Origin of the sequence: Streptomyces sp. IMTB 2501, assembly GCF_001953885.1 — a bacterium.
GTDB lineage: Bacteria > Actinomycetota > Actinomycetes > Streptomycetales > Streptomycetaceae > Streptomyces.
The window spans coordinates 1-17,434 of record NZ_MQUS01000002.1 but is presented as its reverse complement, the minus strand read 5'-3'; the positions used below and the strand labels follow the sequence as shown (position 1 = coordinate 17,434).

At 70.8% G+C, this 17,434-nt stretch carries 20 protein-coding genes; 8 read left to right on the top strand and 12 right to left on the bottom strand.

Annotated elements, in window-relative coordinates:
* Positions 1 to 11: 11 nt before the first annotated feature.
* From AV521_RS04245 to AV521_RS04235, 4 genes are all read right to left on the bottom strand, one after another.
* Positions 12 to 797: an electron transfer flavoprotein subunit beta/FixA family protein gene (locus AV521_RS04245; RefSeq protein WP_076083637.1), complete on the bottom strand. Its 786-nt coding sequence runs from the start codon at positions 795 to 797 to the stop codon at positions 12 to 14.
* A 217-nt stretch (positions 798 to 1,014) separates the two neighbouring features.
* A complete protein-coding gene (locus AV521_RS04240; protein ID WP_076083634.1) occupies positions 1,015 to 1,524 on the bottom strand; it encodes a flavin reductase family protein in 510 nt (169 codons plus the stop codon).
* 44 nt (positions 1,525 to 1,568) lie between these two features.
* Positions 1,569 to 1,649, bottom strand: coding sequence for a putative leader peptide (locus AV521_RS52555; protein WP_351020305.1), 81 nt, complete (start codon positions 1,647 to 1,649; stop codon positions 1,569 to 1,571).
* Positions 1,650 to 1,720: 71 nt separating this feature from the next.
* Entirely contained in the window at positions 1,721 to 2,134 is a 414-nt protein-coding gene (locus tag AV521_RS04235; RefSeq protein ID WP_076084656.1) for a thioredoxin family protein, read from the bottom strand.
* 75 nt (positions 2,135 to 2,209) lie between these two features.
* Here AV521_RS04235 and AV521_RS04230 point away from each other — a divergent pair, with 75 nt between their 5' ends.
* Positions 2,210 to 2,626, top strand: coding sequence for a DUF4395 domain-containing protein (locus AV521_RS04230; RefSeq protein WP_076083631.1), 417 nt, complete (start codon positions 2,210 to 2,212; stop codon positions 2,624 to 2,626).
* 189 nt (positions 2,627 to 2,815) lie between these two features.
* The gene (locus tag AV521_RS04225; RefSeq protein ID WP_076083628.1) at positions 2,816 to 3,544 is read left to right on the top strand and encodes a 1-acyl-sn-glycerol-3-phosphate acyltransferase; all 729 of its coding nucleotides are present in this window, start codon (positions 2,816 to 2,818) and stop codon (positions 3,542 to 3,544) included.
* A gap of 577 nt (positions 3,545 to 4,121) precedes the next feature.
* Here the strand turns inward: AV521_RS04225 and AV521_RS04215 are convergent.
* From AV521_RS04215 to AV521_RS04205, 3 genes are read right to left on the bottom strand one after another with little or no spacing between them, the layout of a single operon-like run.
* Positions 4,122 to 5,342, bottom strand: coding sequence for a beta-ketoacyl synthase (locus AV521_RS04215; protein ID WP_076083621.1), 1,221 nt, complete (start codon positions 5,340 to 5,342; stop codon positions 4,122 to 4,124).
* A complete protein-coding gene (locus AV521_RS04210) occupies positions 5,339 to 5,593 on the bottom strand; it encodes an acyl carrier protein (RefSeq protein WP_076083618.1) in 255 nt (84 codons plus the stop codon). The genes AV521_RS04215 and AV521_RS04210 overlap by 4 nt, the downstream gene beginning before the upstream one ends.
* A 44-nt stretch (positions 5,594 to 5,637) precedes the next feature.
* Positions 5,638 to 6,648, bottom strand: a complete 1,011-nt coding sequence (locus AV521_RS04205) for a 3-oxoacyl-ACP synthase III family protein (RefSeq protein ID WP_076083615.1) — start codon at positions 6,646 to 6,648, stop codon at positions 5,638 to 5,640.
* Positions 6,649 to 6,873: 225 nt separating this feature from the next.
* Between AV521_RS04205 and AV521_RS04200 the strand changes: the two genes are divergently transcribed.
* From AV521_RS04200 to AV521_RS04190, 3 genes are read left to right on the top strand one after another with little or no spacing between them, the layout of a single operon-like run.
* Positions 6,874 to 7,800: an alpha/beta fold hydrolase gene (locus AV521_RS04200; protein WP_076083612.1), complete on the top strand. Its 927-nt coding sequence runs from the start codon at positions 6,874 to 6,876 to the stop codon at positions 7,798 to 7,800.
* A 3-nt stretch (positions 7,801 to 7,803) separates the two neighbouring features.
* The gene (locus tag AV521_RS04195) at positions 7,804 to 9,486 is read left to right on the top strand and encodes an AMP-binding protein (RefSeq protein WP_076083609.1); all 1,683 of its coding nucleotides are present in this window, start codon (positions 7,804 to 7,806) and stop codon (positions 9,484 to 9,486) included.
* A complete protein-coding gene (locus tag AV521_RS04190) occupies positions 9,483 to 10,460 on the top strand; it encodes an NAD-dependent epimerase/dehydratase family protein (RefSeq protein WP_076083606.1) in 978 nt (325 codons plus the stop codon). The genes AV521_RS04195 and AV521_RS04190 overlap by 4 nt, the downstream gene beginning before the upstream one ends.
* Here AV521_RS04190 and AV521_RS04185 read toward each other — a convergent pair.
* From AV521_RS04185 to AV521_RS04170, 4 genes are all read right to left on the bottom strand, one after another.
* Positions 10,403 to 11,017: a transglutaminase family protein gene (locus AV521_RS04185; protein WP_076083603.1), complete on the bottom strand. Its 615-nt coding sequence runs from the start codon at positions 11,015 to 11,017 to the stop codon at positions 10,403 to 10,405. The two genes, AV521_RS04190 and AV521_RS04185, sit on opposite strands and share 58 nt — an antisense overlap.
* A 79-nt stretch (positions 11,018 to 11,096) precedes the next feature.
* Positions 11,097 to 12,167 (bottom strand): low specificity L-threonine aldolase, encoded by a 1,071-nt coding sequence (locus tag AV521_RS04180; protein WP_076083600.1) that lies wholly within the window; start codon positions 12,165 to 12,167, stop codon positions 11,097 to 11,099.
* Positions 12,164 to 12,955 (bottom strand): SDR family oxidoreductase, encoded by a 792-nt coding sequence (locus AV521_RS04175; RefSeq protein WP_076083598.1) that lies wholly within the window; start codon positions 12,953 to 12,955, stop codon positions 12,164 to 12,166. Before AV521_RS04175 ends, AV521_RS04180 begins: the two co-directional genes overlap by 4 nt.
* Positions 12,952 to 14,349: a DUF6421 family protein gene (locus tag AV521_RS04170; protein ID WP_076083595.1), complete on the bottom strand. Its 1,398-nt coding sequence runs from the start codon at positions 14,347 to 14,349 to the stop codon at positions 12,952 to 12,954. The genes AV521_RS04175 and AV521_RS04170 overlap by 4 nt, the downstream gene beginning before the upstream one ends.
* Before the next feature lie 437 nt (positions 14,350 to 14,786).
* Between AV521_RS04170 and AV521_RS04165 the strand changes: the two genes are divergently transcribed.
* Entirely contained in the window at positions 14,787 to 15,470 is a 684-nt protein-coding gene (locus tag AV521_RS04165) for a glycerophosphodiester phosphodiesterase family protein (protein WP_076083592.1), read from the top strand.
* A 17-nt stretch (positions 15,471 to 15,487) separates the two neighbouring features.
* Here the strand turns inward: AV521_RS04165 and AV521_RS04160 are convergent, their stop codons facing one another.
* Positions 15,488 to 16,027 (bottom strand): GNAT family N-acetyltransferase, encoded by a 540-nt coding sequence (locus tag AV521_RS04160; protein WP_076083589.1) that lies wholly within the window; start codon positions 16,025 to 16,027, stop codon positions 15,488 to 15,490.
* Between the two features lie 69 nt (positions 16,028 to 16,096).
* Here AV521_RS04160 and AV521_RS04155 point away from each other — a divergent pair, with 69 nt between their 5' ends.
* Both AV521_RS04155 and AV521_RS04150 read left to right on the top strand, forming a co-directional pair.
* Positions 16,097 to 16,489, top strand: coding sequence for a VOC family protein (locus AV521_RS04155; protein WP_076083586.1), 393 nt, complete (start codon positions 16,097 to 16,099; stop codon positions 16,487 to 16,489).
* 45 nt (positions 16,490 to 16,534) lie between these two features.
* Positions 16,535 to 17,409, top strand: a protein-coding gene (locus AV521_RS04150; RefSeq protein WP_371916997.1) for an IS5 family transposase whose coding sequence is annotated in 2 segments (ribosomal slippage) — positions 16,535 to 16,924 and positions 16,927 to 17,409 — 873 coding nt in all. Because the reading frame shifts where the segments join, the coding sequence is not laid out codon by codon here.
* Positions 17,410 to 17,434 lie beyond the last annotated feature (25 nt).

The window sequence follows — 17,434 nt, the reverse complement described above, 5'->3', positions numbered from 1 at the left end:
GGGGCGAACCCTTAGATGAACTTCTGGCTCGCGAGGAACTCAGCGAGCTGCTTGCCGCCCTCGCCCTCGTCCTTGACGATGGTGCCGGCCGTGCGGGCCGGACGCTCGTTGGCCTCGTCGACCTTGGTGAACGCACCCTCCAGGCCAACCTCCTCGGCCTCGATGTCCAGGTCGGACAGGTCCCAGGACTCCACCGGCTTCTTCTTGGCGGCCATGATGCCCTTGAAGGACGGGTAACGCGCCTCGCCCGACTGGTCGGTGACGGAGACGAGGGCCGGGAGGGAGGCCTCCAACTGCTCGCTGGCGGCGTCGCCGTCGCGGCGGCCCTTGACCGTGCCGTCCTCGACCGAGACCTCGGAGAGCAGGGTGACCTGCGGGACACCGAGACGCTCGGCCACGAGGGCCGGGACGATACCGCCGGTGCCGTCGGTGGAGGCCATGCCGGAGATCACCAGGTCGTAACCGGCCTTCTCGATCGCCTTGGCCAGCACCAGGGACGTGCCGATGGCGTCGGTGCCGTGCAGGTCGTCGTCCTCGACGTGGATGGCCTTGTCGGCACCCATGGAGAGGGCCTTGCGGAGCGCGTCCTTGGCGTCCTCGGGGCCGACCGTCAGCACGGTGACCTCGGCGTCGTCCGCCTCCTCCTTGATCTGCAGCGCCTGCTCGACCGCATACTCGTCCAGCTCGGAGAGCAGACCGTCCACGTCGTCGCGGTCGACGGTCAGGTCATCGGCGAAGTGCCGGTCGCCAGTGGCGTCGGGCACGTACTTCACAGTGACAACGATCCTCAAGCTCACGCCGGCTCTCCTACTGCATCGTCTATTTCGGGCTGCCTCTTGCAGGCAGCATAGGCGCCTCAAGCGGCCGATCCCGGTCGGGGCGTCCGCACGCTCCGACCGAAATATTACTCGCCAGTACACCCATTCGGTGTCCGCTAAGCAAGCGCTTTGAACTGTGACCTTCGCAACGCAGCGTAACCGGAACTCGACGGGCCCGCGGGGGACGGACGCGTGATCAGTCCCGCAGGCCGTTGAAGCGGCCCTGGTGGTACAGGAGCGGGCGGCCGGAACCGGAGGGGTCGCCCAGGACGACCTCGGCGAGCACGATCCGGTGATCACCGGCCGGGACACGGCCGACGATCCGGCAGACCAGCCAGGCGAGCACGCCATCGAGCACCGGTACGCCTTCCGGGCCCTCGCGCCAGGCGGTCGGCGCGCCGAAGCGGTCGGCGCCGCTGCGGGCGAAGGTGGCGGCCAGCTCGCTCTGGTGCTCACCGAGGATGTGGACGCCTATGTGGTCGGTCTCGGCCATCGCGGGCCAGCTGGAAGCGCCCGTTCCGATGCCGAAGGAGACGATCGGAGGTTCGGCGGAGACGGAGGTGAGGGAGGTGGCGGTGAAGCCGACCGGACCGGAGTCACCGCATGCGGTGATCACCGCCACACCGGCGGCGTGCCGGCGGAAGGTGGAGCGCAACAGGTCGGGGGAGGCGAGCTGAACGGTGCCGAGGTCGGGCGAGGCCGTCATCGAGTGGTCCTTCTGCTGGAGGTCGCGAGCTGGGCCGTCGGTGCTCAACAGTCCGGACAGGTGGCGCTCGCGGTGCGGGCGAGGTCGACGTGGACCCGCCCGTGGAGAAGGAGTTCGATCGGCATAGGGTCAGGCTGACGATAGGTGGCACGCACAGTCAAGTACGTTCCGCGATCCGGGAGATACGTCACCGCACTCACACGGCCTCCCCCAGCGCCGCGATGACATCGGCCTTGCGGGGCTGTCCGGTGGCGCGCCGCACCACCCGCCCGTCGGCGTCGAGCACCAGCGCGGTGGGCGTCTTGAGGATCTCCAGACGGCGTACGAGGTCCAGGTGGGCCTCGGCGTCGATCTCGACGTGGGTCACCCCGGGCACCAGGCCGGCGACCTCGCCGAGCACACGCCGGGTGGCCCGGCAGGGCGCACAGAAGGCACTGGAGAACTGGACCAGCGTGGCCCGCTCACCGAGTTCGCCGCCCAGTTCGGCCGCGCCCAGCCGCTTGCCGTCGTCCCGCCCGCGCACCCGCACTCTCCCGCTCCGCCGCTTGTACAGCACTCCGGCGGCGCTCGCCACGACGAGCACCGCCACGCACACCACCAGTCCGGTCATCATCTGCACAAGCATTCACGAGACTGCAAAGATTCCCGCCTCCCGCAGGAGTTTCCGTTGCGGAATGCTTGGTTCATGGACATCGATGTGAGGGGGCCGCGGTTCGGGGCGGCCGTGACGACGGTGGTTCTGGCCGCCGCCCTGAGCCTGCAGAACGGCTGGCTGCTGGGCTGGCAGACGCTGGTGTTCGCGCTCGGCGCGGCCGCGGGTGTGCAGCGGTCGCCGTACGGCTGGGTGTTCCGCACCGCCGTACGGCCGCGGCTCGGACCGCCGCGGGAGTTCGAGGCGCCGGAACCACCGAGGTTCGCGCAGGCGGTGGGGCTGGTGTTCGCCGGGCTCGGTCTTGTCGGGTTCACCGTGGGGCCGCAGTGGCTCGGACTGGCCGCGACCGGGGCGGCGCTCGCAGCCGCCTTCCTGAACGCGGCGTTCGGGTACTGCCTGGGGTGCGAGATGTTCCTTCTACTGAAGAGGGCCTCGGTACGGGCGGAGTAAAGGTGCTTTAAAGATCCAAGGTGGGATGGCGGCCGACGTGACGAGGATCTCGCCACTCCGGGGCACCAGGACTGGCTACCCGTCCGTTCTTCGGGCACGATCTGCGAGACGCCGTAAACCTACGGCTGCGTAACTTTCCCGCCGGGAGCCCCCCTTTCCCGAGCAGAGCAGGAAGGGTCCGTCCCGCCCATGGCAGAGCTGGTCTACCGTCCCGTCATCGGTTTCGCCAAGACGTTGTTCAAGGTCTGGGACCTGAAGATCGACTGCCAGGGGTCGGAGAACATCCCGCGCTCGGGCGGCGCCGTGCTCGTCAGCAATCACATCAGCTATCTGGACTTCGTCTTCAACGGCCTGGCGGCCCTGCCGCAGAAGCGCCTGGTGCGCTTCATGGCGAAGGAGTCCGTCTTCCGGCACCGCATCTCCGGTCCGCTGATGCGCGGCATGAAGCACATCCCGGTGGACCGCAAGCAGGGCGAGGCGGCCTATGCGCACGCGCTGGACTCGCTGCGTTCGGGCGAAGTGGTCGGGGTCTTCCCGGAGGCCACCATCTCGCAGTCGTTCACGCTGAAGAGCTTCAAGTCCGGTGCGGCCCGCCTCGCCCAGGACGCCGGCGTCCCGCTGATCCCGATGGCGGTGTGGGGCACCCAGCGGCTGTGGACGAAGGGCCACCCCCGCAACCTGAAGCGCAACCACCTGCCCATCACCATGCGGGTCGGCGAGGCGGTCGAGGCACCCCGCGACCAGTACGCGGGCGCGATCACCCGCCGGCTGCGCGGGGCCGTCCAGGAAGTACTGGAGGTCGCGCAGCGCGCCTACCCGGGCCGGCCCAAGGGCCTTGAGGACTCCTGGTGGCTGCCGGCCCATCTGGGCGGCACGGCGCCCACGATGGAGCAGCTGCGCGCGGCCGAGGCCCTGTGACCTGCGGTGCTTTAGCAGTTTGAGGCCCTGAGCCGTTCGTTCGGCTGCGGACCGGTTCGTGGGGAGGGGTGCGGCCGTCTTCGGGGCGGAGGCCCGCTGTTGCTTTTCGCGCGGTTCCCCGCGCCCCTGGGGAGTCGCAGAGCTGCCGGCTTCACGGCGACGCCACGTTGGTGGTGCGGATGACCGACTGCGCCGGGCGGACGACCAGGACGGCGTGTTCCTCGACGCCTTCCAGTGAGAGGCCTCGCAGGATGCTGGTCAGCGCCCACGTCGGTCTTAGCGACGGCCGCACGAGGCACGACGCGTACGAGACGGCCGTCCCCCTGTGCGTCAACTCCGCCTCCCGGCACGTGGGTTGCGGGGCCGGGCAGCTGGGGGCACCGAAGGGAGACGCCGCACCGCGACGTCCGCGGTGCGGACCGGCCCGACGGCCGAGTCGAGCTTCCATGCCTGTGCAGCCGGGCGAACCGCCCACCGAAGCCGACGGTGTCCTGCCCGTCCTGCCGCGTTCACACCGGCGGGCTCTTCGATGTCGTCTTGTCCGGAGACGGTGCGGAGGAACATCCGGGGGGCGCGCTCAGGGAGCGGTGAGGGCGAGGACGACGTTGTGGCCGCCGAAGCCGAAGGAGTGGCTGACGGCGGTGCGCAGGTCCTGCTGGCGGGGTCGCTTGGTGACACAGTCGATGTCGAACTCGGGCGCGGGTGCCTGGAGGTTGGCGATCGGTGGGATGCGGTGGTGCTGGAGGGTGAGGACCGTCAGCGCCGCTTCGATCGCCCCGGACGCGCCGAGGGTGTGCCCGAGCACGCCCTTGGCGGCGGTGACGCTCGGGCGGTGCGGCAGGACTCGGGCGATCAGCGCGGCCTCGGCGGCGTCGTTGAGCGGTGTCGAGGTGCCGTGCGCATTGACGTGATCCACGTCGTCCGGGGCGAGCCCGGCCTCGGCGAGCGCGGTGCGCAGGGCGGCCTCGGCACCATGGGCGTCCTCGGGCAGTGCCGTCGGGTGGTGGGCGTCGGACGTGCTGCCGCAGCCCGCGAGCAGGGCGCGGGGGCGCACACCGCGGGCGGTGGCGTCGGCGGTGCGCTCCAGCACCAGGATCCCGGCGCCTTCCGCCATGACGAAGCCGTCCCGGTCGGCGGCGAACGGGCGGGAGGCCGCGGCCCGGTCGGACCGTACGGAGAGGGCACCCATACGCCAGAAGCCGATGGTGCACACACGGCTGACCGCGGCTTCCACGCCTCCCGTGACCGCGATGTCACACAGGCCGCCGACGAGCAGGTCCCGGGCCGTGGCGATGGCACTGGCACCGGAGGCGCAGGCGGTGGCGGGGCTGAGCCCGGGCCCGCGCGACCGGAGGTCGATGGAGACCTCACCCGTGCCGAGGTTCGGGATGATCATCGGAATGGCGAGGGGTGACGTCAGGTCGGCTCCGCGCTGTTCGAGGCGCGCGTACTGCTCCTCCAGCTTCTCCAACCCGCCCATGCCGCAGCCGATGACCGTGGCGACCCTGGCCCCGTCCCAGCTGGCGGGGTCGAGCCCGGCGTCGCGGACCGCCTCCCGGGCCGCCAGCACGGCGAGCTTCGCGAAGCGGCCCATGCGCCAGGCCTTGCGTCCGACCCGCCGGTCCAGATCCTGCTCCGCGAGCGGGACCCGGCAGGAGAAGTCGACGGGCAGTCCGGCGAGGGCGGGGTCCGGGGCGGCGGTGGCCTGCCCCGCGCACACGCCGGTCCATGTGTCGTCGACGCCGATCCCGGCGGGTGTGACCAGTCCCAGGCCGGTGACGGCGATCGAGGCCGTCACGGGGCCGTCACCGTGGCCGAAGTGCGCAAAGTGTCCACGTACTCGGTGACTTCGGCGAGTGTGGTGGTCCGGGTGGCGTGCTCGCTGTCGATCTTCACTCCGAGTCTCTCGTCCAGGATCAGCGCGAACTCGGCCAGTGCGAGGGAGTCCAGTTCGAGCTGCTCCAGAGTGGCCTCGGGGCCGAGTTCGGCTTCCGGAACGAGGAAACTGCCGGTCAGTACGGAGCGGATGGTGTCGTAGGTGTCGGTCATGGCCTTTTCCTCGGGGTCGCGATCGTCGGGACTGCGGATGTGTGTCAGGGGCTCCACTCCAGAAGGACCAGCCCGCCGGAGGCTCCGCTGGCCAGCCCGAAGAGGCCGACCAGGTCGCCCGGACGTAACCGCCCCTGCTCCGCGGCTTCCGTGAGTTGCAGGGGAAGGCCGGCGGTGGCGACGTTGCCGTAGGCCGTGAAGACGGGTACGGCCTTGTCCTCGGGTACGCCGAGGGAGTCGAGGATGGTGCGGGTGAAGGCGACGGACGGCTGGTGCACGCACACGAGGTCCAGGTCTCCCGGCTTGCGGCCGGCCGCGTGGAGCACGTCGAACGCGCCGGCTTCCAGGCCCGGGAAGGAGGCGGCGAGGGCCGCGGAGTCGAACCGGACCGCAGGGGCGTCGGCACTTTGCCGGAAGTACGGGTTGGTGACGGTGGCGGCCTGCCAGCCCGAGGAGTTGGCGCTGAACGCGGCGGCGAGGATCCCGGGCCGGTCGCTCGCCTCCACGAGCAGGGCGGCGCCGAGGTCACCCAGTGTCAACGCGGGCAGCAGCAGCGCCAGTTCCAGGCGGTCGCGGACCGGGAGCGCGGACAGTCGGCTGCCGCGCTCCCCCGTGGTCACGAGCACGCGTGCGTAACGACCCGCGCGGATCAAGGAGTCGGCGATCTCCAGCGCGTTCAGGACGCCGTTGCAGGCGTTCTGCACGTCGAAGACCGGTGCGGTGACACCGAGTTTGTGCGCCACGACATGTGCGGTGGCCGGTTCCTCGACGTCCTCGCTCGCGGAGGCGAAGATCAGCAGGTCGACGGCGTCCGGGGCCAGGCCGGCCCGCTCCAGGGCGCGGCGGCCGGCCGCGGCGGCCAGGTCGGAGGGCCAGGTGCCGGGCGGGGCGACGCGGCACTCCTCGAAGCCGTACATCTGCCTCAGCAGGCCGGGCATGAGTCGTACGCCGGGGTTCCGGGAGCGGACCTCGTCCTCGATCTCCGTGCCGGTCCGACGGTCGGCGGGCACATGGACGGCGACCCGACGGATCGTGCTGTAGCGGGGGTTGGTCATGGCAGTCGTGTCGTCTCCGCGGCATACCGCAGTCGTTGCGGCATACCGCAGTCGTCGTCGAGTGCCGCCCGGCGGCGGCTCGGGCCGCCAGTGAAGTGAGGAAAGCGGCGCACCGCAAACGGATGCCGGTCCCCATGCGGCCATTGGAGTGATCATGGTCGAGGGCTTCATACGGTGGAGTTACGTGCGACAGGGAGAGGATCTCGCGGGGCCGACAATGCTCCGGTGTCACTGACCGAGGCCGAACTTCCCCCTACCGACTACGACTTCACCCCCCACTGGTTCGCACACGAGGGTGTGCGGCAGCACTACCTCGACGAGGGGGCGGGTGCGCCGGTGCTGATGCTGCACGGCAACCCCAGCTGGAGTTACATGTGGCGGGGCCTGGTGCGGGAGTTGCGCGCCGGCCACCGGTGCGTCGTCCCCGACCACATCGGTATGGGCCTGTCCGACCGCCCCGGACAGTCCGCCTACCCCTACACCGCGTCCCGTCGCCTGGCGGATCTGGAGCGACTGGTGGAGCACCTGGTGGCCGAACGCGGCCTGCCGGACCGGGGCTGGACCCTGATCGGGCACGACTGGGGCGGTGTCATCGGCATGGCCTGGGCACGCCGCCGGCCCGATTGGCTGTCCCGCATCGTCATGCTCAACTCAGCGGCCTTCCCGTTGCCGGCCGGTGCCCGGCTGCCGTGGTACCTCCGTCTGATCCGTGGCGGGGGCCGCACGCCGGCCTGGTTCGTGCACCGCACCAACGCCTTCGTCCTGGCCGCCTCCCGCCTCGGGGTGACCTCGCCGCTGCCCGCGCCCGTGCGCCGTGCCTATGCGGCCCCCTATCGCGGCAGGCACCGGCGGCTGGCGGTCGTGCGGTTCATCCAGGACATCCCGCTGGCCCCCACCGACCCGGCGTGGCCGCTGATCGACGTGGGCCCGGTCGAGGCACCGGCGTTGACGTCACTGCCGATACTGGTGTGCTGGGGCGGCCGGGACCCGGTCTTCGACCACCGCTTCCTCGCCGAGTGGATGCGCCGCTTCCCCTCCGCCGAGGTGCGGCTGTTCCCACGCGCCGGGCACTTCGTCCAGGAGGACGCCCGCGACGAAGTCATCGCGTGCGTACGGGACTTCCTGGGCTGCCACCAGGGAAGGCAGAGCTGAGCCATGTCCGTCTCCGCCACCGCCGCGGCCGGGACGCAGGCCGGGCTGCTGGGCAGGCTGGCGTACTGGAAGCAGGCCCAGCCCACCGCCGTCGCACTCGACACGTTCTGCGGCCGGCGCCGGGAACGGATCACCTATGCCGGCCTGTACGGCCGGTGCCGGCGGACCGCGGACGCGCTGGCGGCCGCGGGCATCGGGCCGGGCACCCGCGCGGTGGTGCTGACCCGCCGCCCACTGGACCTGCTCACCACGGTGTACGCGCTGTCCGCGCTCGGCGCCTGCGCCGTACTGATCGACCCCGGCCTGCCCCGTGCGGCCCTGCACCGGTGCCTGCGCGAGGCCGCCCCGCAGGCGTTCGTGGCGGAGCCGCTCGCCCAGGTGGCACGGGTGCTGTACGGCTGGGCACGACCCAGTGTGCACACGGTGCTCTGCACCGGGTCGGGTCCCGGGCCCTGGCCGACGATCGCCGCACTCTCCCGCACGGCACCACGCGCCGCTCTCGGCGCCACCGGCGACAGCACGGCGCTGATCGCCTACACGTCCGGTTCCACGGGCACTCCGAAGGGCGCGGTCTACAGCAACGAACAGCTGGTGCGCCAGTGCGGCGCCACGGGAGGCGTGCTCGGAGCGCGGCCGGGAGACGTGGCGGTCGTCGGCTTCCTGCCCTTCGCCCTGGGCGGCCCGGCGCTCGGCGTCACCGTCGTCATTCCCCGGATGGACTTCCGCAGGCCGGGCCGGGCCCGCCGTGACGACCTGCTGCGCGCGGCAGCGCAGACGCGTGCGGCCTGTGTGCTCGGCTCCCCGGCGCTCATGACCGTTCTCGCCGGGGACGGCCACCGGGAACCGGCCCTCGCCACCGTGCGGTCGGTCGCCACCTTCGGGGCCCCGCTGGAGTACGGCCTGCTGGACCGCCTCACCGGCACCCTGCCGGACCAGGCGGTGATCCGGAGCGTCTACGGCGCCACCGAGAGCCTTCCGGTGAGCGCGATCGACGGCCCGGCCCTGCGTTCCGTGCGCGCCGCGTCCGAACGAGGCGGTGGCCGGTGCGTGGGCCGGGTGGTGCCGGCCATGTCGGTGCGCGTCATCCCGGCCGGAGCCGGACCGATCGCCCGCTGGTCCGAGGTCGAGCCGCTGCCCGCACACGCCGTCGGCGAGATCACGGTGCGCGGCCCCCTGGTCAGCCGCGGCTACTACGGCCGCCCGCGGGCCGACGCCGAGGCGAAGATCCCCGACGGGGCGTATGTCTGGCACCGCACCGGCGACCTGGGCCGCACGGACGACGAGGGCAACCTCTGGTACTGCGGACGCAAGGCCCACGCCGTTCCCGGCCCCGACGGCCCCCTGTACACCGAGTGCGTCGAACCGGCATGCAACGCGGTCGACGGTGTCCGGCGCACCGCGCTGGTCGACGCCGGCCGCGAGCAACAGGCCGTGCCCGCGCTGTGCGTGGAAGCCGACGGGCAGCGGCGCGGCGCCGAGCGCGGCCGGATCGTCGCGGACCTGCGTCGCGCCCTCGCAGCGCTGGAAGGTGGCGCTCAGGTCCGGGCGATCCTCTTCCACCCCGGATTCCCGGTCGACATCCGGCACAACGCGAAGATCGAGAGAGACGTGCTCGGCCGGTGGGCGCGGCGTCGTCTGGCGGCGGGCACCACTACCGCGAAGGCGGAGGAGGAGGACCGCGGATGAAGATCCTGGTGACGGGTGGCAGCGGATTCCTCGGTGCCGAGATCTGCCGGCGTCTCGCGGCCCGCGGGCACCAGGTGCGTTCCCTGCAACGCGGCCACCGGGCGCCGCCGCCGAGCGGGACCGAGGCCGTGCGGGGCGACATCCGCGACCCCACGGCGGTCGCGGGCGCCGTACGCGGGTGCGACGCGGTCGTCCACACGGCGGCGCTGGCCGACGTCTGGGGGCCGCGGCACGACTTCGCCTCCGTCAACATCGCGGGGACGCTGGCCGTCCTCGACGCCTGCCGACGCCATGGTGTGCCCCGGCTGGTGAACTCCTCCAGCGCCAGTGTGGTCTTCGCCGGCGGTGACCTGGAAGGCGTCGACGAGTCCGCCCCGTACCCCAGCCGGTTCCTCGCCCCTTATCCCTGGTCCAAGGCCCGTGCCGAGCAGCTGGTCCTGGCCGCCAACGGCTCCCGGCTGGCCACCGTGTCCCTGCGCCCCCATCTGATCTGGGGCGACGGCGACCCGCATCTGCTGCCCGGACTGCGTGCCGCGGTCCGGCGGGGGAGACTCCTGCTGCCCGGAACGGGTTCCAATCGCGTGGACACCGTCCACGTCGGTGACGCCGCCGAGGCACACGTGCTGGCGGTGGAGAGACTGACCGCGAACTCCCCTCTGGCAGGCGCCCGTTACTTCGTCACCCAGGGCCGGCCGTGCACCCTCGCCGCCACCGTCCGGGGCCTGCTCGCGTACGACGGCAGCAGCGTGGAGGTGCGCGGTGTCCCCGCTTCCGCATCGCTCGCCGTCGCCACGCTCCTCGAAGCCGTGGGAAAGGCGACACACAGGCGACGTCGTCCCCTGCTGACGCGCTTCCTCGTGGCCGAACTGATCCGCGCCCATTGGTTCGACATCGCAGCGGCGCGCCGCGACCTCGGCTACACCCCCGCCGGCCACTCGTGGTCAAGCGCATCGGGGAGCGTCTTCCAGAGGTAGGGCCGGTCCGGGGCCGCTTTCAGGGCGTCGAGGACGACCGGGTGCGGTGCGGCGTACAGCAGCGGATAGTCCACTTCCCCGGCCGCGGGGTCGGGGATCCAGGCGAGGTACTCGCCGTCGAGGGAGAACCGGGCGTCCGCTCCCGGCTTGTTTCCGCGCGGGTCCTGTCGGTGCCAGGCGCCGTGGAAGCGTACGGCGACCAGACCGTGCACGGCATGGCCGCCGTCGTCGTGCGCCAGCCGTTGGTAGCACAGGGCGGTGGGGATGTCCTCGGCGCGCAGCAGGGCGGCCAGCGCGTGGGACTTGGCATAGCAGATGCCGGTGCCCAGGGCCAGCACGTCGGAGGCGCGCCAGGTGACGCGCGGGTCACCGGAGTCCTGGGAGTGCGGGATGGTGTCCCGTACGAAGTCGAAGGCGGCCCGCGCATAGGCATACGAGTCGGCCGCCCCTGCGGCCAGCCGCGCGGCCGTCTCGCGGACCACGGGATGGTGATGGTCGATGGCCTCGTCGGCGGCCAAGTACGCGGAAAGATCGGCGGTGTTCTGGATCAGCTCCATGCCCGCAGAGCATAGGAATGCGATCACCTGCCAGTCAATGACTTTTCGAGCGACCGCATACCTATGCATCTCCGCTGGGCTAGCGTGCCATCTCCTCCTTGAGCGCGGCCACGAAGGTGTCGACGTCCTCCTCCGTGGTGTCGAAGGAGCACATCCAGCGCACCACCCCGGCCGCCTCGTCCCAGAAGTAGAAGCGGAAGCGCTGCTGCAGGCGCTCGCTCACGTCGTGCGGAAGCCTGGCGAACACGCCGTTGGCCTGCACCGGGTAGAGGATCTCCACGCCGTGCACCGCGCGTACGCCCTCGGCGAGCCGCTGGGCCATCTCGTTGGCGTGCCGGGCGTTGCGCAGCCACAGGTCCTTCGCCAGCAGCGCCTCCAACTGCACCGACACGAAACGCATCTTGGAGGCCAGCTGCATGGACATCTTGCGCAGATGCTTCATCTGCCGCACCGCGTGCTGGTTGATGACGACGACGGCCTCGCCGAAGACCGCGCCGTTCTTCGTGCCGCCCAGCGAGAGGATGTCGACACCGACCGCGTTGGTGAACGTCCGCATCGGCACGTTCAGGGAGGCGGCCGCGTTGGCTATCCGGGAGCCGTCCAGGTGCACCTTCATGCCGCGGGCGTGGGCGTGCTCGCAGATCGCGCGGATCTCCTCGGGCGTGTAGAGCGTGCCCAGCTCCGTGCTCTGGGTGATCGAGACGACCTGCGGCATCGCGCGGTGCTCGTCCTCCCAGCCCCAGGCCTGCCGGTCGATCAGCTCGGGGGTGAGCTTGCCGTCCGGCGTGGGCACGGTGAGCAGCTTCAGGCCGCCCATGCGCTCGGGCGCACCGCCCTCGTCGACGTTGATGTGCGCGCTCTCGGCGCAGATCACCGCGCCCCAGCGGTCGGTGACCGCCTGGAGCGCGACGACGTTCGCGCCGGTGCCGTTGAAGACCGGGAAGGCCTCCGCCGTGGCCCCGAAATGACCGCGGATGATCCGCTGGAGGTTCTCGGTGTACTCGTCCTCGCCGTAGGCCACCTGATGGCCGCCGTTGGCCAGGGCCAGGGCGGCCAGCACCTCGGGGTGGGCTCCGGCGTAGTTGTCGCTTGCGAAACCGCGGACCTGCGGGTCGTGGTGGCGACGCGCGTCGGTCTTGGGAGGGTTCACGGCTTCTCGGTCAGCCACAGGCGGTTTCCGTTCACTTCGGCGGCGGGCTTGCTCCAGACGCCCTCGATGGCCTCGGCGAGGTCCTTGACGTCCGTGAAGCCCGCGAACTTCGCGTTGGGGCGTTCGGCGCGCATGGCGTCGTGCACCAGCGCCTTCACCACCAGGATGGCAGCCGCCGAGCGCGGCCCCTCCTCACCCCCGGCCTTGCGGAAACCGTCCGCCATCGCGAGCGTCCAGGCCTCGGCGGCGGCCTTGGCCGCCGAGTACGCAGCGTTGCCCGCGGTGGGCTTCGAGGCGCCGGCCGCGCTGATGAGCAGGTAGCGGCCGCGGTCGCTGCGCTGCAGGCCGTCGAAGAAGGCCAGGGAGGTGTGCTGGACGGTGCGGATCAGCAGCTTCTCCAGCAGCTCCCAGTCGGCGAGGTCCGTCCCGGCGAAGTTCGCGCCTCCGCGCCAGCCGCCGACCAGATGGACCAGGCCGTCGATCCGGCCGTGGTCCTTCTCGATGCGGGCCGCCCAGTCACGGGTGGACTGCAGGTCGAGCAGATCGACGGTCTCCCCGGTGACCGTGGCACCACCGCGGGCGTAGCGGGCCGCGTCCACGGCCTCCGCCAGGCGCTCGGGGTTGTTGTCGGCACCGACGACGACCGCTCCGGCCTCGGCGAGCCGGACCAGCGCGGCGTGTCCGGCGGGTCCGCCCGCGCCGGCCACCGCGATCACCGCACCACTGAGAGACCCGTTGTTCCCCACGTTCTTCCCCTCTTGACAGGTGTTCTGGACGCGGTCGCTCACGCGGCGACCGGCTCGGCGCTGTCCGCCGTGATGCCCTTGGTGGAGGCGATCACATGCTTCAGCTTCTTGGACAGGGCCTCGTAGAACATGCTCAGCGGAAACTCGTCCGGAAGCACGTCGTCCACGAGCTTGCGCGGCGGCTGGGTCAGATCGAGGGCGTCCGGGCCCTTGGCCCAGCGGGAACCGGGGTGCGGGGCGAGGTAGGTCGCGACCAGCTCGTAGCCGGCGAACCAGTGCACCAGCTTCGGGCGGTCGATGCCGTCCTTGTACAGCTTCTCGATCTCGGCGCACAGCTGGTTGGTGACCTGCGGGGCGCGCTCCCAGTCGATGGCGAGCTTGTTGTCGGTCCAGCGCAACACGTCGTGCCGGTGCAGATAGGCGAAGAGCAGCTGGCCGCCGAGCCCGTCGTAGTTGCGGACGCGGTCGCCGGTGACCGGGAAGCGGAACATCCGGTCGAAGAGCACCGCGTACTGCACGTCACGGGCCTGCGGGACGCCGTCCGACTGCAGCTTCACGGCCTCCTTGAAGGCGGTGAGGTCGCAGCGCAGCTCCTCCAGGCCGTACATCCAGAACGGCTGGCGCTGCTTGATCATGAACGGGTCGAACGGCAGGTCACCGTGGCTGTGGGTGCGGTCGTGGACCATGTCCCACAGCACGAAGGCCTCTTCGCAGCGCTTCTGGTCGTGGACCATCGCGGCGATGTCCTCGGGCAGCTCCAGGCCCAGGATGTCGACGGCGGCGTCGGTCACCCGGCGGAAGCGGGCGGCCTCGCGGTCACAGAAGATGCCACCCCAGGAGAAACGTTCCGGCGCTTCGCGTACGGCGATCGTCTCCGGGAACAGGACCGCGGAGTTGGTGTCGTAGCCGGAGGTGAAGTCCTCGAACGTGATGCCGCAGAACAGCGGGTTGTCGTAGCGGGTGCGCTCCAGCTCGGCCAGCCACTGGGGCCAGACCATGCGCAGTACGACCGCCTCCAGGTTGCGGTCCGGGTTGCCGTTCTGCGTGTACATCGGGAAGACGACCAGGTGCTGCAGGCCGTCCGCGCGCTGTGCGGCGGGCTGGAAGGCCAGCAGGGAGTCCAGGAAGTCCGGTACCTGGAAGCCGCCCTCGGCCCAGCCGTGCAGATCCTTCACCAGGGCCCGGTGGTAGGCCTCGTCGTGCGGGAGCAACGGGGAGAGCTGCTCGACCGCGTCGACGACACGGCGTACGGCGGCCTCGACGTCCGCCTTCGCCGGAGCGCCCTCGGCCTCGAAGTCGATCGATCCGTCCTTCGACTGCCATGGCCGGATCTGCTCCACGGCATCCTTGAGGACGGCCCAGGCCGGGCGCTCGATCACCCTGGCCGAAGAACGAATCCGTTCCCCCGTAGCCGCCTGCACAAGAATTTCCGTCATGTCCCATCCTCCACGGGAGAACCTCTCGTATGGACACCGTATGCATACCCGGTTTCCGCCATCAAGAGGCTGAGCGGGAAATTATGCGGTTCAGCTCCTTGGTCACCGATGTTTTTTCTGCCGTACACCGTGACGACGCTCACTTTCGTCGTCAGCGACCGGCTCTGGCGTGGTGCTTCGCAGCGCGGTCACGCGCTCTTCGCAGGACGGTCACGCTCGTCCGCCGCGGAGTGGTCAAAGGAGCGGGGACTCGCCCACGACAGGGTGACGTGGGGGCGGATACCGGCCAGCTGAGAGCCCGCCACGCCCCGGATGCCTCATGCACGTGCGGGTTCATCGTGGGTCCCGGCCACTAGGCTGCGACTCTGCCCGCGCGGACGACGGCGTCCGCCCGTCCCGCGCGTGCCGAGCCGCCGTCGACGGAAGCGAGTCGAACCTTGAACTTTCTTACCATCGGTCACCGCGGGGTCATGGGTGTCGAGCCCGAGAACACCCTTCGTTCCTTCGTCGCCGCGCAGGACGCCGGCCTCGACGTCATCGAACTCGATCTGCATCTGAGCAAGGACGGCGCCCTGGTCGTCATGCATGACGCCGAGGTGGACCGTACGACCGACGGCACCGGGCCGATCGCCGACAAGACCCTCGCCGAGCTGCGGGCTCTGGACGCGGGCCGCGGGGAGCGGGTGCCGGTGTTCGAGGAGGTGCTGGAGGCGGTCCGCACCCCGGTGCAGGCCGAGATCAAGGATGTGGCGGCGGCCCGGGCGCTGGCGTCCGTGATGCACGAGCGCGACCTGGTCTCACGCGTGGAGGTGGCCTCGTTCCACGACGAGGCGCTCGCCGAGATCGCCCGGCTGGTCCCGGGCGTGCGCACGGCGCTGATCGCGGAGCAGTACGACAAGGACGTGGTGGAGCGCGCGGTCGCCGTGGGCGCGGCGACCGTCTGCCTCGACATCCGCCGGCTCACCCTGGAGGTCGTCGAACACGCGCGTGCGTCCCGGCTGCGGATCATCGGCTGGGTCGTCAACACGCAGGATCATCTGCGGCTGGTGCGCGCCCTGGAGCTGGACGGCGCGACGACCGACTTCCCGGAGATCAAGCGCACGGCGCGCTTCACCGCGTAGGGATCAGGCGGAAGCCCTCAGGGGAGCTTCTTGACCAGCAGCTCGAACTGCAGGTCGTCGCGCCGCGGGATGCCGAAGCGCTCATCGCCGTACGGGAAGGGCGACATCTGTCCCGTACGGCGGTAGCCGCGGCGCTCGTACCAGGCGATCAGGTCGTCCCGTACGGAGATCACCGTCATCTGCATCTCGGTGACACCCCAGGTCTCGCGCACCAGGCGCTCGGCCTCGGCCATGATCTGCTTGCCGAGGCCGACGCCCTGCAGGGTGGGGCTGACCGCGAACATGCCGAAGTAGGCGTGGTCACCGCGGTGTTCGAGCTGGCAGCAGGCGACGATCCGGCCGTCCTGTTCCACCGTCAGCACTCGGCTGTCGGGCGACTTGATCACCTCCCGCACACCCTCGGGGTCCGTCCGCCGGCCGTCCAGGATGTCCGCCTCGGTGGTCCACCCGGCCCGGCTGGCGTCCCCGCGGTAGGCCGACTCGATCAGCGCGACCAGCGCGTCGACGTCGGCGTCGGTGGCGTCCCGGAAGATGGGTCCGGTGGCGGGTGTCTCCATGGAGCGTTCTCCGATCTCGGCGTGGCTCGGCCAGGGTCGAGGGTAACCCTGCCATTAGGCTCCGCCTGCATGGTGCACGTACTCAGCAGCCGGACACTGTTCTCCCCCACCGACCCCGAGCGCTCCCGGGCCTTCTACGGCGAGCAGCTGGGCCTGTCCGTCTACCGCGAGTTCGGTGCGGGGCCCGAGCGTGGGACGGTCTACTTCCTCGGCGGCGGCTTCCTGGAGCTCTCCGGACGGTCCGCGAGCCCGCCGTCGTCCGAGATCCGGCTGTGGCTGCAAGTGGACGACGTGACGGCCGCGCACGAGGAGCTGCGGGCGAAGGGCGTCGACATCGTCCGGCCCCCGGTGAAGGAGCCGTGGGGCCTGATCGAGATGTGGATCACCGACCCGGACGGCATCCGCATCGCGCTGGTGGAGGTCCCCGCGGACCATCCGATGCGGTACCGGCCGGGGATCTAGGGCGTGTTTCAGAAGTGGATCAAGGTCGTGCGATGATCACGTCTCGTGGCTCGGGGAGATCTGACAGAAAGGCAGTGGGCGTTGCTGGAGCCGCTGTTGCCGAAGGGCATCAAGTCCGGACGCCCGCCAGTGCACACCAAGCGGCAGCTGATCAACGGGATACGGTTCCGCACTCGGACGGGCATACCGTGGCGGGACCTGCCCGAGCGGTACGGGCCATGGGAGACGGTGTACGGGCTGTTCCGCCGCTGGCAGAGGGACGGCACCTGGCACCGCATCCTCGAACAGCTCCAGGCCCGGGCCGACGCGAAGGGCCTGATCGCCTGGGATGTCTCGGTGGACTCCACCATCGCCCGCGCCCACCAGCATGCGGCGGGCGCCCGCAAAAGGGGGATCTCCAGGTCGAGCCGCCCGGCGGGGTTTTCACTGAGCCCGACGACCACGGGCTCGGACGCTCCCGGGGCGGACTGACCACCAAGCTGCACCTGGCGGTCGAACAGGGCCAGAAGCCGATGTCGCTGGTGATCACGGCCGGCCAGCGCGGGGACTCCCCGCAGTTCCAGGTTGTCCTCTGCCGCATCCGCGTGCCCCGGCTCGGGACCGGCCGGCCTCGCACCCGGCCGGACAAGGTCCGCGCCGACAAAGCGTACGGCTCCCGAGCGAACCGCGCCTACCTGCGCCGACGAGGGATCCGCTGCACCATCCCGGAGAAGCGCGACCAGATCGCCAACCGCAAGAAGCGCGGCTCTCACGGCGGCCGGCCGCCGAAGTTCGACCCGGCCGACTACAAAGAGCGCCACGCAGTGGAGTGCGGGATCAATCGCCTCAAACGCCACCGCGCGGTCGCCACGAGATACGACAAGCTCGCCGTCCGCTACGAAGCGACCGTGCTGGTCGCGGCCATCAATGAGTGGCTGTGACCAGCACTCTCGAAACACGCCCTAG

Excerpts from the sequence above, each read along its gene's own strand:
- AV521_RS04240 (WP_076083634.1), bottom strand. The coding sequence starts at position 1,524 with ATGACGGCCTCGCCCGACCTCGGCACCGTTCAGCTCGCCTCCCCCGAC.
- AV521_RS52555 (WP_351020305.1), bottom strand. The coding sequence starts at position 1,649 with ATGCCGATCGAACTCCTTCTCCACGGGCGGGTCCACGTCGACCTCGCC.
- AV521_RS04235 (WP_076084656.1), bottom strand. The coding sequence starts at position 2,134 with ATGACCGGACTGGTGGTGTGCGTGGCGGTGCTCGTCGTGGCGAGCGCC.
- AV521_RS04230 (WP_076083631.1), top strand. The coding sequence starts at position 2,210 with ATGGACATCGATGTGAGGGGGCCGCGGTTCGGGGCGGCCGTGACGACG.
- AV521_RS04225 (WP_076083628.1), top strand. The coding sequence starts at position 2,816 with ATGGCAGAGCTGGTCTACCGTCCCGTCATCGGTTTCGCCAAGACGTTG.
- AV521_RS04210 (WP_076083618.1), bottom strand. The coding sequence starts at position 5,593 with ATGACCGACACCTACGACACCATCCGCTCCGTACTGACCGGCAGTTTC.
- AV521_RS04205 (WP_076083615.1), bottom strand. The coding sequence starts at position 6,648 with ATGACCAACCCCCGCTACAGCACGATCCGTCGGGTCGCCGTCCATGTG.
- AV521_RS04195 (WP_076083609.1), top strand. The coding sequence starts at position 7,804 with ATGTCCGTCTCCGCCACCGCCGCGGCCGGGACGCAGGCCGGGCTGCTG.
- AV521_RS04190 (WP_076083606.1), top strand. The coding sequence starts at position 9,483 with ATGAAGATCCTGGTGACGGGTGGCAGCGGATTCCTCGGTGCCGAGATC.
- AV521_RS04185 (WP_076083603.1), bottom strand. The coding sequence starts at position 11,017 with ATGGAGCTGATCCAGAACACCGCCGATCTTTCCGCGTACTTGGCCGCC.
- AV521_RS04170 (WP_076083595.1), bottom strand. The coding sequence starts at position 14,349 with ATGACGGAAATTCTTGTGCAGGCGGCTACGGGGGAACGGATTCGTTCT.
- AV521_RS04160 (WP_076083589.1), bottom strand. The coding sequence starts at position 16,027 with ATGGAGACACCCGCCACCGGACCCATCTTCCGGGACGCCACCGACGCC.
- AV521_RS04155 (WP_076083586.1), top strand. The coding sequence starts at position 16,097 with ATGGTGCACGTACTCAGCAGCCGGACACTGTTCTCCCCCACCGACCCC.